This window comes from Serratia rhizosphaerae (assembly GCF_009817885.1).
Lineage (GTDB): Bacteria > Pseudomonadota > Gammaproteobacteria > Enterobacterales > Enterobacteriaceae > Serratia_B > Serratia_B rhizosphaerae.
In genome coordinates, this window is sequence record NZ_CP041764.1 from 1,015,245 (window position 1) to 1,038,197 (window position 22,953).

The following is a 22,953-nucleotide window of genomic DNA, read 5'->3' on the forward strand; positions in this document are numbered from 1 at the left end:
CCGGCTCAGACATTACGCCTGTTGAGTCTGGTTCATCAGCTCGCTGAAAGTGGTCGCTTTTTCAGTCACTTTCGCGTTAGACAGCAGGGTTTCCACCGCTTGCTCTTCCAGAGCCACGTTACGCATGTTGTTCATCAGCTCTTTGTTTTTGCTGTAGAACTCGATAACTTCGCTTGGATCTTCGTAAGCGGAAGCCATCTCATCGATCAGCGCTTTCACGCGGTCTTCGTCAGCTTTCAGCTCGTTGGTGCTGATCACTTCGCCCAGCAGCAGGCCGACGACAACGCGACGCTTAGCCTGTTCTTCGAACAGTTCACGCGGCAGTTCCAGCGCTTGCTGCTCGTTGCCGCCGAAACGCTGTGCAGCCTGACGGCGCAGCACGTCGATTTCGCCGTCGATCAGTGCAGCAGGCACGTCGATGTCGTTAGCGTTGACCAGGCCGTCGATAACCTGAGTCTTGACGCGGTTACGCACGGCGCCTTTCAGCTCGCGCTCCATGTTTTTACGCACTTCCGCGCGCAGACCGTCAACAGAACCATCCGCCACGCCGAAACGCTGGATGAATTCTTCGGTCAGCTCAGGCAGCTCGCGCTCTTCCACTTTCTTCAGCACGATGGCGAACTTGGCGGCTTTACCCTTCAGGTTCTCAGCGTGGTAGTCTTCCGGGAAGTTAACGTCGATGGTGAACTCTTCACCGGCCTTGTGACCCACCAGACCTTCTTCGAAGCCCGGGATCATGCGGCCCTGGCCCATCGCCAGAACGAAGTCTGCCGCTTTGCCGCCTTCAAACTCTTCACCGTCGATAGAACCAGAGAAATCAACGGTCACGCGGTCTTCAGCTTCAACGGCGCGATCGGTGTCTTTCCAGGTCGCCTGCTGCTTACGCAGGGTGTCGAGCATGGTGTCAACATCAGCGTCGTTGACTTCAACCACTGGTTTTTCAACTTCGATGTTTTCCAGGCCTTTCAGCTCAACTTCCGGATACACTTCGAATTCAACGGTGTAGCTGAAATCTTCGCCTTCCTTGTACTCGCCCGGCACGTAGTTTGGCGCGCCAGCCGGGTTAATTTTTTCTTTGATGATCGCGTCAACGAAGTTGCGCTGCATCAGATCGCCCAGCACGTCTTGACGAACAGAGGCGCCATAACGCTGCTCAACGATGTTCATCGGCACTTTGCCCTTGCGGAAACCGTCGATACGCACGCTTTTCGCTGCGTTGATCAGCTCTTTTTTCACCGCCTGCGCGATAACATCAGCAGGTACGGTGATAGAAAGACGGCGCCCAAGGCCTTGAGTGGTTTCTACTGAAACTTGCATCTTGTTACCTCAAAAAAATCACAGTGCTCGGTCGACTCCGTTCCAAGAACCAGGACGGCTGCATTACAGAACCGAGTTCCCTGATGCCGAGAGCGTCCCGAAACCATTCCGGAAAAATAAGACGCGACATTATAGCGGCGCATGCGAGGCGAGTCGAGGAAAGCCGGGCGGCTGTAACGCGTTAAAATTCACACTTTTGCTGATTTTTGGCAAAAAAACGCGCCTGCCGACCGCTTTGACCGCGCTGCAGGCAATAAACCGCGTCGTCGTCAAAAACAGAAACGGCCCGCAGGCCGTTTCAAAATTCGTCTGTAGTAATACCCTAAATCGCGGCTAAAGTTCCACTGCCGCGTCAGCTTTTATACGTCCGGCCAGGGTTCCGGCGTCGCGCCGCGACAAGGCGGCGAAGCGAGTACGGTATCCTGCAGCCCTTCCCACTCTTTCAGGGTGTAGGTATGCAGCGCCAGCGCGTGCACGCCGTTGGCCAGCTCATCCGCCAACACGCCGTAGATTGAACGGTGACGCGTCAGAAAGCGTTCGCCGACGAAGCGATCGCTAACCAATACCACCTTAAAGTGGCTTTCTGAACCCGCCGGAACGTTGTGACGATAACTTTCATCAACCACTTCCAGATACGCGGGCTCAAACGCCGCCCTTAACTTTGCTTCTATTTGCTCGCGAATCATAGGATCTCCTTACAACACCGGCAGAGGACATGCCATCTATTTCAATATTAGCCGCTTTTCCTCCGGGAGAATACGCAGCGTGTAAATTTCTCAGTTCTGTGGCGAAAAAACCACCGCAATATCCTGGCTCTTGGGGTTTATCTTATTGAGAGCAACAAAAAAGCATGTTTTTATCACTCACAGTAAAAAAATTGCCATCCAGCAACGTTGGAACACTTCCCCCGGCCGACGGCGATGCTATCATGTCGGCCAGATGATTGTTGGCAATACCATTCCGACTCAGACGAAAACGAGAGCGCTAACATGTTAAAAAAACTTTGTCTTCCTTTATTAGGCGCGCTGCTGCTGGCCGGCTGCGCCAGCAGCGGCAATACCCTTAACGTCACGCCGAAGATCGTGCTGCCAACTCAGGATCCGACGCTGCAGGGCGTAACCATCAGCATCAACGGCGCCGATCAGCGTAAGGATCAGGCTCTGGCCAAAGTTAACCGCGATAGCCGTCTGGTCACCCTGACGCCATCGCGCGATCTGCGTTTCCTGCTGCAGGAAGTGCTGGAGAAGCAAATGGGCGCGCGCGGCTATATGATCGGCCCGAATGCACCGGTTGACCTGCAGATCGTGATGAACAATCTGTATGCCGACGTCACCGAAGGCAACCTGCGCTACAGCATCACCACCAAGGCCGATATCTCGATTATCGCCGTGGCGAAAAACGGCAACAAGCAGGTGAAGAACTATCGTTCGACCTATAACGTTCAGGGTGCCTTTAACGCAACCAACGATAAAATCACCAACGCGGTCAATACCGTGCTCGGCGACGTGATCGCTGATATGGCACAGGACACCAGCGTCAACGACTTTATCAAGCAGAACGCGCGTTAATCTGACGCCTTGTGTCGCCCGGCATGCCGGGCGACACAGACAGGGAACTCATGTCTAAACAGTACTTTGCGATTTTCACCCAGCGTAACTCGCTGATCCTGCTGCTGCTGGGGTTCGCCTCCGGCCTGCCGCTGGCGCTGACCTCCGGCACGCTGCAAGCCTGGATGACCGTCGAGAATATCGATCTGAAAACCATCGGTATCTTTTCGCTGGTCGGCCAGGCTTATGTCTTCAAATTCCTCTGGTCGCCGTTTATGGACCGCTACACGCCGCCGTTCCTCGGCCGGCGTCGCGGCTGGCTGCTGATCAGTCAGCTGCTGCTGGTGGCGGCGATCGTGGCGATGGGCTTTATGAACCCGGCGCAACATCTGTGGTGGCTGGCCGCGCTGGCGGTGCTGGTGGCGTTCTGCTCCGCCTCGCAGGATATCGTGTTCGACGCCTACAAAACCGATCTGCTGACGGCGGAAGAACGCGGCGCCGGCGCGGCGATTTCCGTGTTGGGCTATCGTCTGGCGATGCTGGTGTCCGGCGGACTGGCGCTGTGGCTGGCGGATCGCTACTTCGGCTGGCAGGCCACCTATTGGCTGATGGCCGGGCTGATGCTGCTCGGTATTGCCGCAACGCTGCTGGCGCCGGAACCCGACGACAGCGTTCCCGCGCCGCGCACCATGGAGCAGGCGGTCATCGCCCCGCTGCGCGACTTCTTCGCCCGTAACAACGCCTGGCTGATCCTGCTGCTGATCGTGATGTACAAAATGGGCGACGCCTTTGCCGGCAGCCTGAGCACCACCTTCCTGATCCGTGGCGTCGGCTTTGACGCCGGTGAGGTCGGGCTGGTCAACAAAACGCTCGGGCTGTTCGCCACCATCGTCGGCGCACTGTTTGGCGGCGTGCTGATGCAGCGCCTCACCCTGTTCCGCGCGCTGATGCTGTTCGGTATGCTGCAGGCGGTGTCGAACCTCGGCTACTGGATCCTGGCGGTGACCGACAAAAACATCATCAGCATGGGCAGCGCCATCTTCCTGGAGAACCTGTGCGGCGGCATGGGCACCGCCGCCTTTGTCGCGCTGCTGATGACGCTGTGCAACAAATCCTTCTCGGCGACCCAGTTCGCCCTGCTGTCGGCGCTCTCCGCCGTGGGCCGGGTCTACGTCGGGCCGATCGCCGGCTGGTTCGTCGAAGCGCACGGCTGGCCGCTGTTTTACCTGTTCTCTATCGCCGCGGCGATTCCCGGCCTGATCCTGCTGGCCGTCTGCCGCCGGACGCTGGAATACACGCAGAACACCGACGACTTTATGCCGCGCACCGAATTCCAACGGGCTTACCGCTGGGCGCTGCGTCTGCTGGGCGTAGGCTGCAGCCTGCTGGCGCTGTGGCTGCTGCTGCTCATCAGTAACGCATTGGACTGGAGCTCGCTGCCGCAGTTGGCCGACGCCGCGTTGCAGACCGGAGCGGCCCTGAGCCTGACAGGCATCGTCACGGGCAGCCTGCTGGATTACCTGGCGCTGCGCCGCACGCGCCTGACGTAAAGCCCCCGCAGACCGGCGCTGACGCCGGTCTGCGGAATGCATTGGTTAAATAATTTTATTTCTGTGTAAAAATATAATTGCCATCTGAATTATTTTTTTCACCCTCAGAAAAAGATTATAAATAAAATTAAATTCACCTGTAATAAACAAATATTTTACATTAAATATACTTTTGTGCCCCATTTAAAAAAATCCCCTCTGAGCACTAAATCATCATACCTTTGTTTTTCCATAAGATAGCGTTCCCCCGGCACGATTCAGCATGCCAACGCATTGTTGCCATTGGGAAATTGTCACGCAACGTTACATCTGTGACAACGTTAACAGAAAGTGTCAACGAGGCGCTGACACAAGCCTAAGCATGTTTACAGTACTGCAACCTTCCCGTAAAATGCCCGCACACATGAAACGACAATAGAGCCTTTGTAATTGAGGTCGTTAGATGAGACTTAAGAAATACAATAAAAGTATTGGGATGTTGTCATTATTCGCATCCACTGTAATGCTCAGTGGGTGCGATATGGTATTGATGAATCCCAAAGGAGCAATAGGTGTTGAACAACGGACACTGATAATCACCGCTATCGCATTAATGCTGATCGTGGTGATTCCAGTCATCATCATGGCGTTCGGTTTTGCCTGGAAGTATCGCGCTTCCAACAAGGATGCCAAGTACAGTCCTAACTGGTCACACTCCAACAAGATTGAAGCGGTCGTCTGGACCATTCCAATCATCATCATCGCCATCCTTGGCACCATTACCTGGAAAACGACGCACGAACTGGATCCATTCAAGCCGATTGTCACCGACAAGAAGCCGATGACCATTGAAGTGGTGTCGCTGGACTGGAAATGGCTGTTTATCTACCCAGAGCAGGGTATTGCGACGGTGAATGAATTGGCCTTCCCGAAAGATGTTCCAGTCGAATTCAAGATCACCTCTAACTCGGTAATGAACTCGTTCTTTATTCCTCAGTTAGGTGGACAGATTTATGCGATGGCCGGCATGCAGACCAAACTGCATCTGATCGGCAACGAAGCGGGGCAATACGCAGGTATTTCCAGCAGCTTCAGCGGTCGCGGGTTCTCCGGTATGAAGTTCAACGCTATTGTCACCCCAACCGAAGGCGACTTCGATCAGTGGGTTAACAAGGTGAAAGCTTCTTCCAAGAACCTCAATACCACCGACGACTTTAACAAACTGGCAGAGCCGAGTGAAAACAACCCGGTTGAGTACTTCTCCAGTGTCAAACCTAATTTGTTCAAAGAAACAATTGGCAAATTCATGGGCGACATGCACATGCACAAAGGCGCTGAAGCAAACGCGCACGAAGGCATGGACATGAGCCAGGGTATGGACATGGGTGAACATGCTCACGCCGGAGCCGAGGAATAATCTGATGTTGGGAAAATTAACGCTTGATGCGGTTCCTTACCACGAACCGATCATCATGGTCACCGTTGCTGCAATTGTTGTTGGCGGCCTGGCACTGCTGGCGCTGCTGACATATTTGGGCAAGTGGAAATGGTTGTGGAGCGAATGGCTGACCTCCGTCGACCATAAAAAAATTGGTATTATGTACATCATCGTGGCGATGGTCATGCTGCTGCGCGGCTTTGCCGACGCCATCATGATGCGTAGCCAGCAGGCGCTTGCGTCTGCCGGCGAGGCCGGCTTCCTGCCGCCGCACCACTATGACCAAATCTTTACCGCCCACGGCGTAATCATGATCTTCTTCATGGCGATGCCTTTCGTGGTCGGTCTGATGAACGTGGTTGTACCGCTGCAAATCGGTGCGCGCGACGTTGCCTTCCCGTTCCTGAACTCCCTGAGCTTCTGGTTCTTCGTGGTGGGCGTCGTACTGATCAACATCTCTCTGGGGGTTGGGGAGTTCGCGCAGACCGGTTGGCTGGCGTATCCGCCGCTGTCCGGCAAGGAGTACAGTCCTGGCGTCGGGGTCGATTACTGGATCTGGAGTCTGCAGATTTCCGGTATCGGTACCCTGTTGACCGGTGTGAACTTCTTCGCAACCATTCTGAAGATGCGCGCCCCTGGCATGCCTCTGATGAAAATGCCGGTATTCACCTGGGCGGCGCTGTGTACTAACGTCCTGATTATCGTTTCTTTCCCAATTCTGACCGTCACCATCACGCTGCTGACCCTGGATCGCTATCTGGGCACCCATTTCTTCACCAATGATATGGGCGGCAACATGATGATGTACATCAACCTGATTTGGGCCTGGGGTCACCCAGAAGTGTACATCCTGGTTCTGCCGGTGTTCGGTGTGTTCTCCGAAGTTACCGCGACCTTCTCGAAGAAACGTCTGTTCGGCTATACCTCTCTGGTATGGGCAACCATCGCGATTACCGTTCTGTCGTTCATCGTATGGCTGCACCACTTCTTTACCATGGGGTCCGGCGCGAACGTCAACGCCTTCTTCGGTATCGCCACCATGATTATTTCCATCCCGACCGGGGTGAAAATCTTCAACTGGCTGTTCACCATGTACCAGGGTCGTATCCAGTTCAACTCTGCCATGCTGTGGACCATCGGCTTCATCATCACCTTCTCCATCGGTGGTATGACCGGCGTTCTGCTGGCGGTGCCGGGCGCGAACTTCGTGCTGCACAACAGCCTGTTCCTGATTGCGCACTTCCACAACGTCATCATCGGCGGCGTGGTGTTCGGCTGCTTCGCCGGCCTGACTTACTGGTTCCCGAAATCCTTCGGCTTCACGCTGAACGAAACCTGGGGCAAACGCGCGTTCTGGTTCTGGATCATCGGTTTCTTCGTGGCCTTCATGCCGCTGTACGCGCTGGGCTTTATGGGTATGACTCGTCGTATCAGCCAGAACATCAACCCTGAGTTCCATCCGCTGCTGATGGTTGCTGCGGGCGGTGCTGCGCTGATTGCCTGCGGTATCCTGTGCCAGCTGATTCAGATCTTCGTCAGTATCCGTGACCGCGATCAGAACCGCGACCTGACCGGTGACCCGTGGGGCGGCCGTACTCTGGAGTGGGCAACATCTTCTCCACCGCCGTTCTATAACTTCGCCACCATGCCGGAAATTCACGACCGTGATGCATTCTGGGACATGAAAGAAAAAGGTGAAGCGTATAAGAAACCGGCTAAGTACGAACCGATTCATATGCCTAAGAACACCGGCGCCGGCGTTATCATCGGCTTCTTCAGCCTGATCTTCGGTTTCGCCATGATCTGGGAAATCTGGTGGATGGCTCTGGCCGGCTTCATCGGCATGATCGTAGTCTGGATCGCCAAGAGCTTCGACCAAGATGTTGACTACTATGTGCAGGTTGACGAAATCGAGCGCATTGAGAACCAACACTATGAACAAATCAGCAAAGCAGGCGTGAAACATGTCAACTGATACTCTGACTAACCACAACGCAGCCCATGCAGAGCATGGGCACCACGACGCAGGAGAGACCAAAGTCTTCGGATTTTGGATCTACCTGATGAGCGACTGTATTTTGTTTGCGAGCTTGTTCGCGACTTATGCAGTACTGGTGAACGGGACCGCTGGCGGTCCCTCTGGCAAAGACATCTTCGATCTGAAGTTTGTTCTGGTTGAGACGTTCCTGCTGCTGTTCAGCTCCATCACCTACGGGATGGCGATGATCGGCATGAACAAAGGCAAAGTCGGCAGCGTCAACACCTGGCTGTTCCTGACCTTCCTGTTCGGCCTCGGCTTCGTGGCGATGGAAATCTATGAATTCCATCACCTGATCGCCGAAGGCTTCGGCCCGGATCACAGTGCGTTCCTGTCCAGCTTCTTCGCGCTGGTCGGTACTCACGGTCTGCACGTGTCCGCCGGTCTGGTCTGGATCATCATCATGATGATTCAGGTGAGCAAGCATGGCCTGACGTCAACCAACAAAACCCGTCTGATGTGCCTGAGCCTGTTCTGGCACTTCCTGGATGTGGTATGGATTTGCGTATTTACCGTTGTTTATCTGCTGGGGGTTATGTAATGAGCCATTCATCCCATGAGACCTCTCACGGCGGCGCAAGCCACGGCAGCGTCAAGTCATACCTGATCGGCTTCATCCTGTCAGTCATCCTGACGGTAATTCCATTTATGATGGTGATGAACGGCACTGCCTCTCATTCCACCATCCTGGCGGTTGTGGTCGGCATGGCGGTTATTCAGGTGATTGTTCACCTGATTTACTTCCTGCACATGAACACTTCATCGGAAGAGCGCTGGAACCTGGTGGCATTACTGTTCACCGCTATGATCATCGGTATCGTTGTTGTGGGTTCACTGTGGATTATGTACAACCTCAACCTCAATATGATGGTCGATTAAGAGCCGAGCCGTAAGTAATGATGAAGCAATACCTGCAAGTAACTAAACCAGGAATTATTTTCGGTAATTTAATTTCTGTCGTTGGGGGATTCCTGTTGGCTTCCAAAGGAAGCATCGACTATCCCCTGTTTCTCGCCACCCTGGTGGGTGTCTCGTTGGTTGTCGCCTCGGGCTGTGTGTTTAACAACTACATTGACCGTGACATCGACAAGAAAATGGAGAGAACGAAGAACCGGGTGCTGGTAAAAGGCCTGATCGCGCCGAATGTCACCCTGGTTTATGCTACCGCGCTGGGTATTGCTGGCTTCGCCTTGCTGTATACCGCAGCCAACCCGCTGGCCATGTGGCTGGCGGTGATGGGCTTCGTGGTTTATGTCGGCGTTTATAGCCTGTATATGAAGCGCCATTCTGTCTATGGCACGCTGATTGGCAGCCTGTCAGGCGCCGCGCCGCCGGTTATCGGCTATTGCGCGGTGACCAACGAGTTCGATATGGGCGCGTTGATCCTGCTGGCTATCTTCAGCCTGTGGCAGATGCCGCACTCCTATGCGATTGCCATCTTCCGCTTCAAAGATTATCAGGCAGCCAATATTCCCGTGCTGCCGGTAGTCAAAGGCATTTCCGTCGCCAAGAACCACATTACGGTCTACATTCTGGCGTTTATGATCGCCACCCTGATGCTGACCCTGAGCGGCTACGCCGGGTACAAGTACCTGGTGGTCGCGGCAGCGGTCAGCGTGTGGTGGCTGGGCATGGCGTTACGCGGTTATAAAACCGAGAATGACAGCATCTGGGCACGCAAACTGTTTGTGTTCTCGATTGTTGCCATCACCTCGCTCAGCGTGATGATGTCGATCGATTTTAGCGCCTCGGCGTCGCCGGAAACGTTGTTAACTTACGTCTGGTAACTCGCTCTTCGTCAATGGGCCGCTAACGCGGCCCATTTTATTTTCACGCTCTCAGCCCGACCGGCATCCGGGAAATACTGTAATATCTGCTAAATAACATTACGTTTACCCTCCCCTGCCCTTCACACTAAAATACATGCGCTCCCAAAAGTTATCCCATCAGGCTCTGACGGCCAGAACCTGATGGGATAGTTTTTACTGAGGTTCGAAGTTTGCATGAACGATAATACGATGACCCCGGTGGAACGCCGGGCGACCTGGGGTCTGGGCACGGTATTCTCACTGCGCATGCTCGGCATGTTTATGGTGCTGCCGGTGCTGACCACCTACGGCATGGCGCTGAACGGCGCCAGCGAAACGCTGATCGGCATCGCCATCGGCATTTACGGCCTGGCGCAGGCGATTTTTCAAATTCCCTTCGGGCTTATCTCCGACCGCATCGGCCGTAAGCCGCTGATCGTCGGCGGGCTGCTGGTGTTCGCCCTCGGCAGCGTTATCGCTGCGGCCAGCGACTCGATCTGGGGCATTATCCTCGGCCGCGCGCTGCAAGGCTCCGGCGCTATCGCCGCCGCGGTGATGGCGCTGCTGTCCGATCTGACCCGCGAGCAGAACCGCACCAAAGCCATGGCGTTTATCGGCATCAGCTTCGGTATCACCTTCGCCATCGCCATGGTATTGGGGCCGGTGATTACCCATGCGCTGGGACTGCATGCGCTGTTCTGGATGATCGCCGCGCTGGCGCTGTGCGGTATCGTCATTACCTTACTGGTGGTGCCTTCGGCCGACCGCCACGTGCTGAACCGCGAGTCCAGCATGGTGCGCGGCAGCTTCAGCAAAGTGCTGAGCAACCCGCGCCTGCTGAAGCTCAATATCGGCATCATGTGTCTGCACATTCTGCTGATGTCGAGCTTCGTCGCCCTGCCGCTGGCGATGGAGAAAGCCGGGCTGGCTGCCAGCAGCCACTGGATCGTGTATCTGGTGACCATGCTGGTGTCGTTTGTGTCGGTAGTACCATTTATCATTTACGCCGAGAAGAAACGGCGCATGAAGCAGGTGTTTATGGGCTGCGTAGCGGTGCTGTTCGCCGCCGAACTGGTGCTGCTGATTTCCGGCCAGCATCTGTGGGGGATTATCGCCGGCGTGCAGCTGTTCTTTATGGCGTTTAATGTGATGGAGGCGATTCTGCCTTCGCTGATCAGTAAAGAGTCGCCGGCCGGCTATAAGGGCACGGCGATGGGCGTATACTCCACCAGCCAGTTTATCGGCGTTGCCATCGGCGGCAGCCTCGGCGGCTGGCTCTACGGTTTGCACGGCGCCGGGCTGGTGTTTATCGCCGGCGCGGTGATTGCTGCCGGCTGGTTTATCATCAGCAGCACCATGCAGGAACCGCCGTACGTCAGCAGCCTGCGTATCACGCTGTCGGAGCTGGCAGCCAAAGATACGTCGCTGGCAAGCCGGCTGCAGGCCCAGCCCGGGGTGGCGGAGGCCATCGTCGTGCCGGAAGAGCGCAGCGCCTATGTAAAAGTCGATACCAAACAGACCAACCGCGGACAGTTGGAAACGCTGGTCAATACGCTATAAATAAAAACGCCGGGCAAGCCCGGCGTTTTTATGCACATCAGTACGATCAGTCGCGGAAGTTTTTAAACTGGAACGGCTGTCCCAGATTACCACCACGCACCAGCGCCATCACGCTTTGCAGGTCGTCACGGGATTTCCCGGTCACGCGCACTTCGTCACCCTGAATCTGCGCCTGCACCTTCAGCTTGCTGTCTTTAATCAGCTTGACGATTTTCTTCGCCAGTTGCGTTTCAATCCCCTGCTTCAGCTTGGCGTCAACGCTGTAGGTTTTGCCGCTGTGCTCAAACTCTTCCGGGATCTCCAGCGCCGCCCCCTCAATACCGCGCTTAGCCAATTTTTCACGCAAAATATCAAGCAGCTGCTGAACCTGAAAATCAGATTCGCTGGAAACTTTGATCGTTTCATTTTTTTCGTTCAGCTCAAAGCTGGCCGGCACGTTGCGGAAATCCCAGCGGGTGCCCAGATCGCGCGAGGCGTTCTCCACGGCGTTGCGCACTTCTTGCATATCTATTTCGGAAACAATGTCGAAAGATGGCATACTTCTTCCTCCTGAATGAGAGCCCGAACTGTCAGGCAATTTCGATGGCGTGCATGATACCCGCTTTGCCGATTAAGGCAAAACTCCGATGTCACGGCAACGCAAACGTCCACGCGCAGGAAAGTCTACAATTTATGGAGTCAGGCCAGCAGTTCGCAAAGCGCGCTCAAGCGCTTTACATTGGCCTGCCTCCCCGGCAACACGATAACGGATAACGGCAATATCCCGTTCCCCCCAAGGAGGATGGATGAAAATAACTGTTCTTGGTTGCGGCGCCCTCGGGCAGCTGTGGCTCTCCCGGCTGTATCAGCAGGGCCATGATGTACAAGGATGGTTACGCGTACCTCAGCCGTTTTGCACCGTCGATATTATTGAAACCGATGGCTCCCGCTTCAGTCAGAGCCTGCCCAGCAACGACGCCGAACATTTGCGCAGCAGCGACCTGCTGCTGGTGACGCTCAAAGCTTGGCAAGTCTCCGATGCGGTGGCGGCCCTGCTGCCGAAGCTCAGCCCCGCCTGCGCCATCTTGCTGCTGCACAACGGTATGGGTACGCAGGATGAACTGCCGGCCAACACGCAGCCAATCCTGCAAGGCACCACCACCCACGCCGCGCGTCACGACGGCCATACCATTATTCACGTTGCCGACGGCACCACCCATATCGGCCCGACGTCTCCGGCTGCGGAGGCGCTCAGCCACCTGGCGGAGGTTCTGCATCAGGCGCTGCCGGACGTCGCCTGGCACAATACGATTACCGCCGCGCTGTGGCGTAAACTGGCGGTTAACTGCGTGATCAATCCGCTGACCGCGCTGTATGACTGCCGCAACGGCGAGCTGCGCCATTATCCTGAGCAAATCACGCTGATCTGCAGCGAAGTAGCCGGCGTGATGGCGATGGAGGGACACCACACCACCTGCGAGGGGCTGCAGCAGTATGTGATGCAGGTGATAGAAAGCACGGCGGATAATGTCTCCTCCATGCTGCAGGATATTCACGCCCAGCGGCACACCGAGATCGACTATATTACCGGTTATCTGCTGCGGCGCGCCCGCAGCCACGGCATGATGCTGCCGGAAAACGCCCGGCTGTTTGATTTGGTTAAGCGAAAGGAAAATGAGTATGAACGTATCGGTGTTGGTCTGCCTGGCGCCTGGAAGTGAAGAAACCGAAGCGGTCACCGCCATCGATTTACTGGCGCGCGCCGGGATTAAGGTCACCACCGCCAGCGTGGCCGGCGACGGCAGTCTGACCATCGTCTGTTCCCGCGGCGTTAAACTGCTGGCGGATGCGGCGCTGGTTGAGATCGTCGATGAACCGTTTGACGCTATCGTGTTGCCCGGCGGCCTGCAGGGCGCCGAATGCTTCCGCGACAGCCCGCTGCTGGTGGAAAAAGTGCGTCAGATGCATCTGCAGGGGAAAATCGTCGCCGCCATCTGCGCCGCGCCGGCGCTGGTGCTGCAACACCACGATCTGTTCCCGGTCGGTAACATGACCGGCTTCCCCGGTTTGAAACAACATATCCCGCAGGATAAGTGGATGGAGCGCCGGGTGGTATATGACGCGCGCGTCAATCTGCTGACCAGCCAGGGGCCGGGTACCGCCATGGAATTCAGCCTGAAGCTGATCGATCTGCTGTTGGGGAAAGCCAAAGCGGCGGAGGTCGCAGCGCAGCTGGTATTGATCCCAGGCATGTACGACTTCAGTGACTGAACACTTACTTACGCAATCACTAACGACTCTGAGACTTGGCTGACACAGGGAATCCCCGATAGATTTCGCGTCTCAGCTAGGCGGCAACGGCGCAAATCCCCGGGAGCTGACATCAGTCAGTGACCGGGGTGCGCGCCGGCAGCCAACAACGCTGAGGCACGAAAGATGAAGGGGGATCCCCGATAGATTTCACGTCTCAGCTAGGCGGCAACGGCGCAAATCCCCGGGAGCTGACATCAGTCAGTGACCGGGGTGCGCGCCGGCAGCCAACAACGCTGAGGCGCGAAAGATGAAGGGGATTAAGGGCGATACACTTTAATATTGGTATACCCCTGCTCCAGCAGATACAGCGCCTGCAGACGGCTCATCACGCCGCGTTCACAATACAGCAGGTAGGTTTTGCTCTGATCCAGATCGCCGAACTGGGTGCCCAGCTTGTAGAACGGCAGCGGTTTCACCTCAACCTGCTCCAACTGCAGCGGCTTTTCGTCCTGCTCGTCCACCGAGCGGATATCCAGAATCACCTGATCGGCATTGAATGCCGCCACGGTTTCCACTTCCGTGACCTGCTCCTGGGTTTCGCTGGCGATGGTGCGGATATCCACGTTGCGCGCTTCGCGCACGACCCGCTCGAGGATCTCGAAATCGAAGTTGCCTTCTTCTTCTTCGATCTTCGCCTTCACCGCTTTTACCGTCGGGCTCTTGGAGATCACCCCGCAATATTCCGGCATGGTTTTGGCAAAATCTTCGGTGCCGATCTGCCGCGCCACGTTGATGATGTGCTCTTTATCGTGGGAAATCAGCGGACGCAGGATCAGCGTATCCGACGCGTTGTCGATCAGACGCAGGTTGGTCAGCGTCTGGCTGGATACCTGCCCCAAGGCTTCGCCGGTGACCAGCGCCTGCACGCCATAGCGCTCCGCCACTTTGGAGGCGGCGCGTACCATCATACGCTTGAGCACCACGCCCATCTGGCCGTCGTCGACTTTTTCCAGAATTTCGCCCACCACCGGCTCAAAATCGATCGCCACAAAACGCACCTTGTGCGAGCTGCCGAAGCGGTTCCACAGATAATGCGCCACCTGCTTGACGCCGATCTCATGCGCGGCGCCGCCCAGGTTGAAGAAGCAGTAGTGCACCCGGCAGCCGCGACGCATCAGCATATAGCTGGAAACGCCGGAGTCAAAACCGCCGGAGATCAGCGACATCACGTCTTCCTGGGTACCGATCGGGTAGCCGCCGATACCTTCGCGGCGCGCTTTCACCATCATCAGTTTGTCATCTTCAATCTCAAGATTGACGGTCACCTGCGGATGGTTCAGTTTGACCCGCGCGCTCTCGATATGCTGATTCAGGCCGCCGCCGACGTAGCGTTCCACGTCCTGCGAACTGAAGTCCTGCTTGCCGCGGCGCTTCACGCGCACGCAGAAGGTCTTGCCTTCCAGCCGTTCGCGATAGGTTTCCAGCGTCTGCTCGAAGATATGGTGGATATCGCTGTAGGCGCGGTCTTCCACTTCCAGAATATGGTGGATGCCGGGGATGCGCGTCAGCGCGTCGGCGATCGCCGGACGCTGGTTTTCATCTTTGGCGCGGACTTCAATAAAGTCCCAGTGCCGGACCACCGCCAGGTTTTCATCATACTGCTTCAGGACATTACGAATGTTGGTGGTAAGAATCTTTATGAAGCGCAAGCGCACAGATTGACTCTTGATGGTGATTTCCGGGAACAATTTAATGATAAACTTCATGGCGGTCTTTATGGTCAGATAAAATTAACGGGGCGCAGTATATCACTTTCTGATGAAGCTCTGCGCACAAAACCACACGAGCACGCCATGATTTGCTAATCAAGATCCGCTAGGATAGGCTCTGGCCCCTCGGTTCACCTGATGACGTAACAAGAAAATTATGCCGAAAAAACCCGCACAATCAGACAGTACAGAGCAAAATGTCAGTTTTGAACACTCCCTGACCGAACTGGAAAGCATTGTGACACGCCTGGAAGCGGGCGAATTGCCGCTGGAAGAGGCGCTCAGCGAATTTGAGCGCGGCGTGCAGCTGGCGCGTCAGGGTCAGCAAAAACTGCAGCAGGCGGAACAGCGCGTGCAAATTCTGCTGAACGACAGCGACGACGACGATGCCGCATTAACGCCCTTTACCCCGAACGCCGAGTAATGATTGATGTCTGACTTCAACAGCCAGCTACAGAGCTATCGTCAGCGCGCCGATCGCGCACTGCTGGACTTTATCGCCCCGCTGCCGTTTAACGACGGCCGGTTGGTGGCTGCCATGCGCTATGGCGCCCTGCTGGGCGGTAAGCGTCTGCGCCCGTTCCTGGTGTATGCCACCGGCGAGATGTTCGGCGTGCCGTCGGGCAACCTCGATGCGCCGGCGGCGGCGGTAGAATGCATCCACGCCTATTCTTTGATCCATGACGATCTGCCGGCGATGGACGACGACGACCTGCGCCGTGGCCAGCCTACCTGCCACCTCAAATTTGATGAAGCCAGTGCGATTCTGGCCGGCGATGCGCTGCAGACGCTGGCCTTCTCCATTCTGGCCGATGCCGAGATGCCGGATGTCGCAATGCGCGACCGCCTGGCGATGGTGTCGGAACTGGCCGGCGCCAGCGGCGTGGCCGGCATGTGTGGCGGTCAGGCCTTGGATCTTGCTGCAGAAGACCGTCAGATTAATCTGGAAGAACTGGAGCAAATTCACCGCCACAAAACCGGTGCACTGATCCGCTCAGCCGTGCGTCTGGGCGCGCTGGCGGCGGGCGAGCCGGGGCGTGCGGCGCTGGCCGAACTGGATCGCTACGCGGCGGCCATCGGCCTGGCGTTTCAGGTTCAGGATGACATTCTCGACGTCATCGGCGACACTGCAAAAATAGGAAAACGCCAAGGCGCCGATCAGCAACACGGAAAAAGCACCTATCCCGCGCTGCTGGGCCTGGACAATGCCAGGGCCAAAGCCCGGGATCTGTATCAGGAAGCCTTGAGCGCTCTGGATACGCTGGCGGCGCAATCATACAACACCGCATCATTGCGCGCGTTGGCCAGCTTTATTATTGAACGCGACAATTAACGTGTGACGTTATCGCCATTTAACGCCGCCGCGGCCCCGACGCTGCGGCCGTTGCGCGATGGCATACCTCTGATATGAGTATCGAATGAGTCTTGATATAGCCAAATACCCGACGCTGGCGCTGGCGGAAAACCCCGAGGAACTCCGCTCGCTGCCAAAAGAAAGCCTGCCGAAGCTGTGTGATGAGCTGCGGCAATATCTGCTGGACAGCGTCAGCCGCTCAAGCGGCCACTTTGCTTCCGGGCTGGGTACCGTCGAACTGACGGTGGCATTGCACTACGTTTACCACACGCCGTTCGACCATCTGGTGTGGGACGTCGGCCATCAGGCCTACCCACATAAAATTCTGACCGGACGCCGCGACCGCATTTCAACCATTCGGCAAAAAAATGGCCTGCACCCTTTCCCGTGGCGCGATGAGAGTGAATACGACGTCTTGTCCGTCGGCCACTCCTCCACCTCGATCAGCGCCGGCCTCGGCATGGCGGTGGCGGCGGAGCGCGAAGGCAAAGGCCGCCGCACCGTCTGCGTGATCGGCGACGGCGCCATCACCGCCGGCATGGCGTTCGAAGCCATGAACCACGCCGGCGATATCGATCCGGACATGCTGGTGATCCTGAACGACAACGAAATGTCGATTTCCGAGAACGTCGGCGCGCTTAATAACCATCTGGCGCAGCTATTGTCCGGCAAGCTCTACTCCACGCTGCGCGAGGGCGGCAAGAAGGTGTTGTCCGGCCTGCCGCCGATCAAAGAGCTGGTCAAACGCACCGAAGAGCATCTCAAAGGGATGGTGGTGCCGGGCACGCTGTTCGAGGAGCTGGGCTTCAACTATATCGGCCCGGTCGACGGCCACGACGTGCAGGCGCTGGCTACGACGTTGAAGAACATGCGCGATCTGAAAGGGCCGCAGCTGCTGCATATCATGACCAAAAAGGGGCGCGGCTATGCCCCGGCGGAAAAAGATCCGATCAGCTTCCACGCGGTGCCAAAATTCGATCCGGCCAGCGGCACGCTGCCGAAAAGCGCCGGCGGCCTGCCGACCTATTCCAAGATCTTCGGCGAGTGGCTGTGTGAAACCGCCGCCAAAGACGACAAACTGATGGCAATTACCCCGGCAATGCGCGAAGGCTCCGGCATGGTGCAGTTCTCACGCGACTATCCGCAGCAGTATTTTGACGTCGCCATCGCCGAACAGCACGCGGTCACCTTTGCCGCCGGCCTGGCGATCGGCGGCTACAAGCCGGTGGTAGCCATCTACTCCACTTTCCTGCAGCGCGCTTACGATCAGGTGATCCACGATGTGGCGATCCAGAAGCTTCCGGTGCTGTTCGCCATCGACCGTGGCGGCATCGTCGGCGCCGACGGCCAGACCCACCAAGGAGCGTTCGATCTCTCCTTCCTGCGCTGCATCCCCAATATGGTGATCATGACGCCAAGCGATGAGAATGAGTGCCGCCAGATGCTGTACACCGGCTACCACTATCAGGACGGCCCGAGCGCGGTGCGCTATCCGCGCGGCAGCGGTACCGGCGCCGCTCAGGAACCGCTGACGTCACTGCCGATCGGCAAAGGCATCGTACGCCGTGAAGGGGAAAAGGTTGCCATTCTCAACTTCGGCACCCTGATGCCGGAAGCGCAGCTGGCCGCCGAGGCGTTAAACGCCACGCTGGTGGATATGCGCTTCGTGAAGCCGCTGGATGAGGAGCTGGTGCTGGAGATGGCCGCCAGCCATGAGCTGCTGGTCACGCTGGAAGAAAACGCCATTATGGGCGGTGCCGGCAGCGGCGTAAACGAGCTGCTGATGGCGAAACGCCGTCTGGTGCCGGTATTGAATCTCGGCCTGCCGGACAGCTTTGTCCCGCAGGGCAGCCAAGAGGAGATCCGCAGCGACCTCGGCCTGGACGCCGCCGGTATCCAACGTCAGATAGAAGACTGGCTGGCTGAATAATCAATAAAGGGCGCCGCAAGGCGCCCTTGTTTTATCTCAGAACAGAGCGACGGGCCAGTGATGCCCCAGCAGGTAGATCATCCCCGCGGCGATCACGCCGGCGACGATATCGTCGATCATAATGCCCATACCGCCGTGCACATTGCGGTCAAACCAGCGGATCGGCCAGGGCTTCCACATATCCAGAATGCGAAATAGCACGAAACCAACGGCGACCCAGCGCCAGTCATTCACCGGCAGCGCCATCAGTGTGATCCACATACCGACAAACTCATCCCAGACGATACTGCCGTGGTCGTGCACGCGCATGTCTTTCGCCGTCTGGTGGCACAGATAGACGCCGATACAGATGCTGAACATCACGATCAGCGAATAAAGCTGCCACGGCAGCTGTATCAGCAGCAGCCAGAACGGAATAGCCGCCAGCGATCCCATCGTACCCGGCACCACCGGCGACAGTCCGCTGCCGAAACCGGTCGCCAGCAGATGCCAGGGGTTGCTCATGCGCAACCGGCGTTTTGCTTCATCCACGCGGATTTCCCTATTTGCTGCTGAAATGGTCGAAGCCCCGCCAAGGCAGCTCCACCGCTTCATGATCACGGAAGAATTTGACGCCTTCCGCTTCCGGGCCAATCTGACCAATACAGGTGTAGTCGGCGCCCAGATGGCTCAGCGCCACGTCCAGCGCACCGCGGTTGATCTCCGGCACCGTGAAGCACAGTTCGTAATCTTCACCGCCGGTTAACGCCCAGCGCAACGCTTGTTCGCTGTCGGTATGCTCGGTCAGCGCCTGCGACAGCGGCAATTCGTCCAGATCGATGCGCGCGCCGCACTGGCTGGCGGTTAACAGATGCTGTAAATCAGAGATTAAACCATCGGAAATATCGATCGCCGCGCTGGCCAGATCGCGCAACGCCTGCCCCTGCAACACCCGCGGCTGCGGACGCAGATGACGGGCCAGCAGATAATCGCGCGCCGTCATATCATCCACCGCCAACCGCTGTTGCAGCAACGCCAGCCCGGCGGCGCTGTCGCCCAGCGTACCGGTCACATAGATCCAGTCGCCGATACGCGCGCCGTCGCGGCGTAAAGCCCGCCCCGCCGGCACCAGGCCGTTGATGGTCAGGGTCATGCTGAGCGGCCCGCGGGTGGTATCACCGCCGATCAGCTGCATGCCGTAGTAATTCAGCTGTTCGAACAGGGCATCGCTAAAGGCTTTCAGCCACGCTTCATCCACCTCCGGCAGCGTCAGGGCCAGCGACAACCAGGCCGGATCCGCGCCCATGGCGGCCAGATCGCTCAGGTTTACCGCCAGGGCTTTGTAACCGAGATCGCCCGGATCGATATCCGGCAGGAAGTGCACCCCGGCAACCAGGGTATCGGTGCTGATGGCTAAAAGCTGTTTTTCTGCCACTGTCAGGAGTGCGCAGTCATCTCCAATGCCCAACTGTACGTCCCGGCGCAAACTCTTGAACCGGTCAAAATAGCGGGCAATAAGGTCAAATTCGCCGCATGCCATGGTAAATATTCCAATAAAGAATCGCTGTGCTGACAAGCCGGCTCGCAGCAATATGTTCAGCGGCCAGGGCCTGCAGCCCGTGGTTAGCAAATGATTTTTATGGGCGTGAGATATGCCCTAACGTGCAATGACAGTGTTGAACAAACGCCGAAATAAAATGGGCCGCAGAGCGGCCACATCATTTATTTTTTCTTGCGGATGTGAGGCGCCGCTTTATCCAGCACGCCGTTCACAAATTTGTGACTATCTTCGGCGCCGAACACTTTCGCCAGTTCGATCGCTTCGTTAATTGCCACTTTGTAAGGGACATCTTCACGCATTTTCAGCTCAAACAGCGCCACGCGCAGAATGGCTTTTTCCACCTGGCCCAGCTCTTCCAGCTGGCGAGACAGGTAAGGCGTCATCAGCGCGTCCAACGTACCCGCATTCATCGCCACGCCGGACAGCAGCTCGCGAAAATAGGCGACGTCAACGTCTTTGACGTCCTGCTCCGTCAGGAACTGTAATTCAACATCGGCAATGTCGTTTTTAGACAACTGCCAAGAGTAAAGCGCTTGAACAGCGCACTCACGAGCGCGGCGACGAGCAGCAGGTTTCACGGAATTCCCCTTAACTAAATTCAGGCTTTAACAGCTTTAATAACATTAATCATTTCAAGTGCGGTCAGGGCGGCTTCTGCGCCTTTGTTGCCCGCTTTGGTGCCGGCACGCTCGATCGCCTGTTCAATGCTTTCGGTGGTCAACACGCCGAAAGTCACCGGGATCTCGCTGCTCAGCGCCACGCTGCCCACGCCGGAGCTGGCTTCGCCCGCCACATATTCAAAGTGCGCGGTGCCCCCGCGGATCACGGTGCCCAGTGCAATAATGGCATCGTATTTGCCGGTGTTGGCCAGCACTTTTGCGGTCAGCGGCAGCTCGTAAGCGCCCGGCACCCAGACAACGGTGATATTGTCGTCTGCAACCTGGCCAATACGTTTCAGCGCGTCGATGGCGCCTTCCAGCAGGCTGTCGTTGATGAAATTGTTAAAACGTGCAATTGCGATCGCCACACGAGCATTAGGAGTAGCAACAACACCTTCGATAACTTTCATGGACTTTCCTTAAAAATGGGTTCAATACCCCGCAGGGGGGCGGATTCTATCATATTCTTTGGCCGCCTGCGCGGCGCTTTTTGCAAAGCCGCCAGGCAATCACTGTTTCGCCGTCAGGCGCAACCGCAAATCAGGACCGACCTGCCGCACGTCGCTGAACACGAACTCCGGCGCCTCCGCCAGCCGTTCCAGGCCAGGCAGGTGACACAGCCCGCGGGCATTATCGCCGAGCAGCTTCGGCGCAACGTACACAATCAGCTCATCCACCAGCCCGGCCTGCAGCAACGCGCCGGACAGCTGCGCGCCGGCCTCGACCCAGACGGAGTTCACCTGGCGCTTGGCCAGCTGCATCATCATCACCACCAGATCGATACCGCCACCGTGCGCCGGCAGCGTCAGCTGCTCCACGCCTTCCGGCCACGCCTGCTGGTCAGGCTGCAGCCGCGCCAGCCAGGTCGCGCCCGGCTGCTGCACCACCCGGTGCTGCGGCGTGACGCGGTTCTGACTGTCAAGAATAATGCGCAGCGGCTGGCGCAGATTGTCACGCGGGTAGCGGCGCTGCGTATCGGCGTCCAGCTCATCCCAGCGAACGGTCAGCGAAGGGTCGTCCGCCAGGACGGTGGCGCTGGTGCTGAGGATCGCCGCGCTTTCCGCCCGCAGACGCTGCACGTCACGGCGCGCCTGCGGCGAGGTAATCCACTGGCTTTCGCCCGACGCCATCGCTGTGCGCCCGTCAAGCGACGCCCCCAGCTTCAGCTGCACATAGGGAAAACCGGTGCGCATCCGTTTGAGGAAACCGCGGTTCACCGCTTCGGCCTCCGCCAGCATCAGGCCATGGCTGACGTCGATGCCCGCCTGCTGCAGGCGGTACAGACCGCGCCCCGCCACCTGCGGGTTCGGATCCTGCATCGCCGCCACCACGCGGCTGACGCCGGCATTGATCAGCGCATCGGCGCACGGCGGCGTACGGCCGTGGTGGCTGCAGGGTTCCAGCGTGACATAGGCGGTCGCGCCGCGCGCCAGTTCCCCGGCCATACGCAATGCATGCACTTCCGCATGCGGTTCACCCGCACGTAAATGGTAGCCTTCGCCGACGATCTTGCCATCGCGCACGATCACACAACCGACGTTGGGGTTCGGCGCCGTGGTAAAACGGCCCAGGCGCGCCAGTTCAAACGCGCGCGCCATATACAGTTGATCGTTAGGCATCAGCAATCCTGTCAGTCTTGCAGTTTGGCGATCTCTTCGCCGAACTCGCGGATATCTTCGAAGCTGCGGTACACCGAGGCAAAGCGGATATACGCCACCTTATCGAGCTTTTTCAGCGCGTCCATCACCAGATTGCCGACCATTTTGGTCGGCACTTCGCGTTCGCCGGTGGCACGCAGTTGGGATTTGATATGGTTGATGGCGTTCTCGACGTCATCGGAACTGACCGGGCGTTTTTCCAACGCCTTCAGCATGCCGCGACGCAGCTTGTCTTCATTGAATGGCTCGCGGACTTCATCACTTTTAATCACCCGCGGCATGACCAGTTCGGCCACTTCAAAGGTGGTAAAACGTTCGTTGCAAACCAGGCACTGGCGGCGACGGCGCACCTGCGATCCATCGCCGACCAGACGGGAATCTATCACTTTGGTATCAACAGCAGCGCAAAAAGGGCAATGCATAACAGGTCCTGATAAGCGTTCTCATAATGACGCACAGTTTACCCCGAACTTTCAGCATAACAAAGGGCGCCGGGCATTTGTTGCCACGCACTGACGAAACGTGCTTCACGCCCCGGCGATACTCTGCGTCAAACATGACTTTCCGGCACATT

23 protein-coding genes are annotated in these 22,953 nt (G+C 57.2%); 13 read left to right on the plus strand and 10 right to left on the minus strand.

Annotated elements, in window-relative coordinates; genetic code table 11:
* Positions 1 to 12 precede the first annotated feature (12 nt).
* Both tig and bolA read right to left on the minus strand, forming a co-directional pair.
* Positions 13 to 1,317: a trigger factor gene (tig, locus tag FO014_RS04820; RefSeq protein WP_105230016.1), complete on the minus strand. Its 1,305-nt coding sequence runs from the start codon at positions 1,315 to 1,317 to the stop codon at positions 13 to 15.
* A gap of 359 nt (positions 1,318 to 1,676) precedes the next feature.
* Positions 1,677 to 2,003, minus strand: a complete 327-nt coding sequence (gene bolA, locus FO014_RS04825; protein ID WP_105230015.1) for a transcriptional regulator BolA — start codon at positions 2,001 to 2,003, stop codon at positions 1,677 to 1,679.
* A 303-nt stretch (positions 2,004 to 2,306) separates the two neighbouring features.
* On the opposite strand from bolA, the gene FO014_RS04830 reads away from it, so the two are divergent.
* From FO014_RS04830 to FO014_RS04865, 8 genes are all read left to right on the plus strand, one after another.
* Positions 2,307 to 2,885 (plus strand): lipoprotein, encoded by a 579-nt coding sequence (locus FO014_RS04830; RefSeq protein ID WP_105230014.1) that lies wholly within the window; start codon positions 2,307 to 2,309, stop codon positions 2,883 to 2,885.
* Positions 2,886 to 2,935: 50 nt separating this feature from the next.
* On the plus strand, positions 2,936 to 4,414 hold the full coding sequence (gene ampG, locus FO014_RS04835; protein ID WP_160028097.1) for a muropeptide MFS transporter AmpG: 1,479 nt from the start codon (positions 2,936 to 2,938) through the stop codon (positions 4,412 to 4,414).
* 442 nt (positions 4,415 to 4,856) lie between these two features.
* Positions 4,857 to 5,810: a cytochrome o ubiquinol oxidase subunit II gene (gene cyoA, locus FO014_RS04840; protein ID WP_105230012.1), complete on the plus strand. Its 954-nt coding sequence runs from the start codon at positions 4,857 to 4,859 to the stop codon at positions 5,808 to 5,810.
* A 4-nt stretch (positions 5,811 to 5,814) separates the two neighbouring features.
* Entirely contained in the window at positions 5,815 to 7,806 is a 1,992-nt protein-coding gene (gene cyoB, locus FO014_RS04845; RefSeq protein ID WP_160028099.1) for a cytochrome o ubiquinol oxidase subunit I, read from the plus strand.
* A complete protein-coding gene (locus FO014_RS04850; RefSeq protein ID WP_004954628.1) occupies positions 7,796 to 8,410 on the plus strand; it encodes a cytochrome o ubiquinol oxidase subunit III in 615 nt (204 codons plus the stop codon). The genes cyoB and FO014_RS04850 overlap by 11 nt, the downstream gene beginning before the upstream one ends.
* Positions 8,410 to 8,748 carry a cytochrome o ubiquinol oxidase subunit IV gene (locus tag FO014_RS04855; RefSeq protein ID WP_105230010.1) on the plus strand — a complete coding sequence of 113 codons (339 nt, stop codon included), beginning with the start codon at positions 8,410 to 8,412 and terminating at the stop codon, positions 8,746 to 8,748. Before FO014_RS04850 ends, FO014_RS04855 begins: the two co-directional genes overlap by 1 nt.
* Before the next feature lie 17 nt (positions 8,749 to 8,765).
* The gene (gene cyoE / locus FO014_RS04860) at positions 8,766 to 9,656 is read left to right on the plus strand and encodes a heme o synthase (RefSeq protein ID WP_015671183.1); all 891 of its coding nucleotides are present in this window, start codon (positions 8,766 to 8,768) and stop codon (positions 9,654 to 9,656) included.
* 216 nt (positions 9,657 to 9,872) lie between these two features.
* The gene (locus FO014_RS04865; protein WP_160028101.1) at positions 9,873 to 11,237 is read left to right on the plus strand and encodes an MFS transporter; all 1,365 of its coding nucleotides are present in this window, start codon (positions 9,873 to 9,875) and stop codon (positions 11,235 to 11,237) included.
* A gap of 46 nt (positions 11,238 to 11,283) precedes the next feature.
* Here the strand turns inward: FO014_RS04865 and FO014_RS04870 are convergent, their stop codons facing one another.
* On the minus strand, positions 11,284 to 11,775 hold the full coding sequence (locus tag FO014_RS04870) for a YajQ family cyclic di-GMP-binding protein (RefSeq protein ID WP_160028103.1): 492 nt from the start codon (positions 11,773 to 11,775) through the stop codon (positions 11,284 to 11,286).
* A 247-nt stretch (positions 11,776 to 12,022) separates the two neighbouring features.
* Between FO014_RS04870 and panE the strand changes: the two genes are divergently transcribed.
* Positions 12,023 to 12,937: a 2-dehydropantoate 2-reductase gene (panE, locus tag FO014_RS04875; protein ID WP_160028105.1), complete on the plus strand. Its 915-nt coding sequence runs from the start codon at positions 12,023 to 12,025 to the stop codon at positions 12,935 to 12,937.
* Positions 12,897 to 13,487, plus strand: coding sequence for a protein deglycase YajL (yajL, locus tag FO014_RS04880; RefSeq protein ID WP_160028107.1), 591 nt, complete (start codon positions 12,897 to 12,899; stop codon positions 13,485 to 13,487). The genes panE and yajL overlap by 41 nt, the downstream gene beginning before the upstream one ends.
* A gap of 299 nt (positions 13,488 to 13,786) precedes the next feature.
* On the opposite strand, the gene thiI is transcribed toward yajL, so the two are convergent.
* On the minus strand, positions 13,787 to 15,235 hold the full coding sequence (gene thiI / locus FO014_RS04885; RefSeq protein ID WP_160028109.1) for a tRNA uracil 4-sulfurtransferase ThiI: 1,449 nt from the start codon (positions 15,233 to 15,235) through the stop codon (positions 13,787 to 13,789).
* Between the two features lie 160 nt (positions 15,236 to 15,395).
* Between thiI and xseB the strand changes: the two genes are divergently transcribed.
* The 3 genes from xseB to dxs all read left to right on the plus strand — a co-directional run bounded on the left by xseB (position 15,396) and on the right by dxs (position 18,522).
* Positions 15,396 to 15,662, plus strand: a complete 267-nt coding sequence (xseB, locus tag FO014_RS04890; protein WP_160028111.1) for an exodeoxyribonuclease VII small subunit — start codon at positions 15,396 to 15,398, stop codon at positions 15,660 to 15,662.
* Positions 15,663 to 15,668: 6 nt separating this feature from the next.
* The gene (gene ispA / locus FO014_RS04895) at positions 15,669 to 16,571 is read left to right on the plus strand and encodes a (2E,6E)-farnesyl diphosphate synthase (RefSeq protein WP_160028113.1); all 903 of its coding nucleotides are present in this window, start codon (positions 15,669 to 15,671) and stop codon (positions 16,569 to 16,571) included.
* 85 nt (positions 16,572 to 16,656) lie between these two features.
* The gene (dxs, locus tag FO014_RS04900) at positions 16,657 to 18,522 is read left to right on the plus strand and encodes a 1-deoxy-D-xylulose-5-phosphate synthase (protein WP_105230002.1); all 1,866 of its coding nucleotides are present in this window, start codon (positions 16,657 to 16,659) and stop codon (positions 18,520 to 18,522) included.
* A gap of 36 nt (positions 18,523 to 18,558) precedes the next feature.
* Here the strand turns inward: dxs and pgpA are convergent, their stop codons facing one another.
* The 6 genes from pgpA to nrdR form a co-directional block, all read right to left on the minus strand.
* The gene (pgpA, locus tag FO014_RS04905) at positions 18,559 to 19,026 is read right to left on the minus strand and encodes a phosphatidylglycerophosphatase A (protein WP_370576259.1); all 468 of its coding nucleotides are present in this window, start codon (positions 19,024 to 19,026) and stop codon (positions 18,559 to 18,561) included.
* A gap of 37 nt (positions 19,027 to 19,063) precedes the next feature.
* Positions 19,064 to 20,041 carry a thiamine-phosphate kinase gene (gene thiL, locus FO014_RS04910; RefSeq protein ID WP_105230000.1) on the minus strand — a complete coding sequence of 326 codons (978 nt, stop codon included), beginning with the start codon at positions 20,039 to 20,041 and terminating at the stop codon, positions 19,064 to 19,066.
* A 182-nt stretch (positions 20,042 to 20,223) separates the two neighbouring features.
* Positions 20,224 to 20,640 (minus strand): transcription antitermination factor NusB, encoded by a 417-nt coding sequence (gene nusB / locus FO014_RS04915; RefSeq protein WP_105229999.1) that lies wholly within the window; start codon positions 20,638 to 20,640, stop codon positions 20,224 to 20,226.
* A gap of 20 nt (positions 20,641 to 20,660) precedes the next feature.
* Positions 20,661 to 21,131 carry a 6,7-dimethyl-8-ribityllumazine synthase gene (gene ribH, locus FO014_RS04920; protein WP_015671170.1) on the minus strand — a complete coding sequence of 157 codons (471 nt, stop codon included), beginning with the start codon at positions 21,129 to 21,131 and terminating at the stop codon, positions 20,661 to 20,663.
* Positions 21,132 to 21,230: 99 nt separating this feature from the next.
* A complete protein-coding gene (gene ribD, locus FO014_RS04925) occupies positions 21,231 to 22,340 on the minus strand; it encodes a bifunctional diaminohydroxyphosphoribosylaminopyrimidine deaminase/5-amino-6-(5-phosphoribosylamino)uracil reductase RibD (protein WP_105229998.1) in 1,110 nt (369 codons plus the stop codon).
* Between the two features lie 11 nt (positions 22,341 to 22,351).
* Positions 22,352 to 22,801, minus strand: coding sequence for a transcriptional regulator NrdR (nrdR, locus tag FO014_RS04930; protein ID WP_021180191.1), 450 nt, complete (start codon positions 22,799 to 22,801; stop codon positions 22,352 to 22,354).
* Positions 22,802 to 22,953 lie beyond the last annotated feature (152 nt).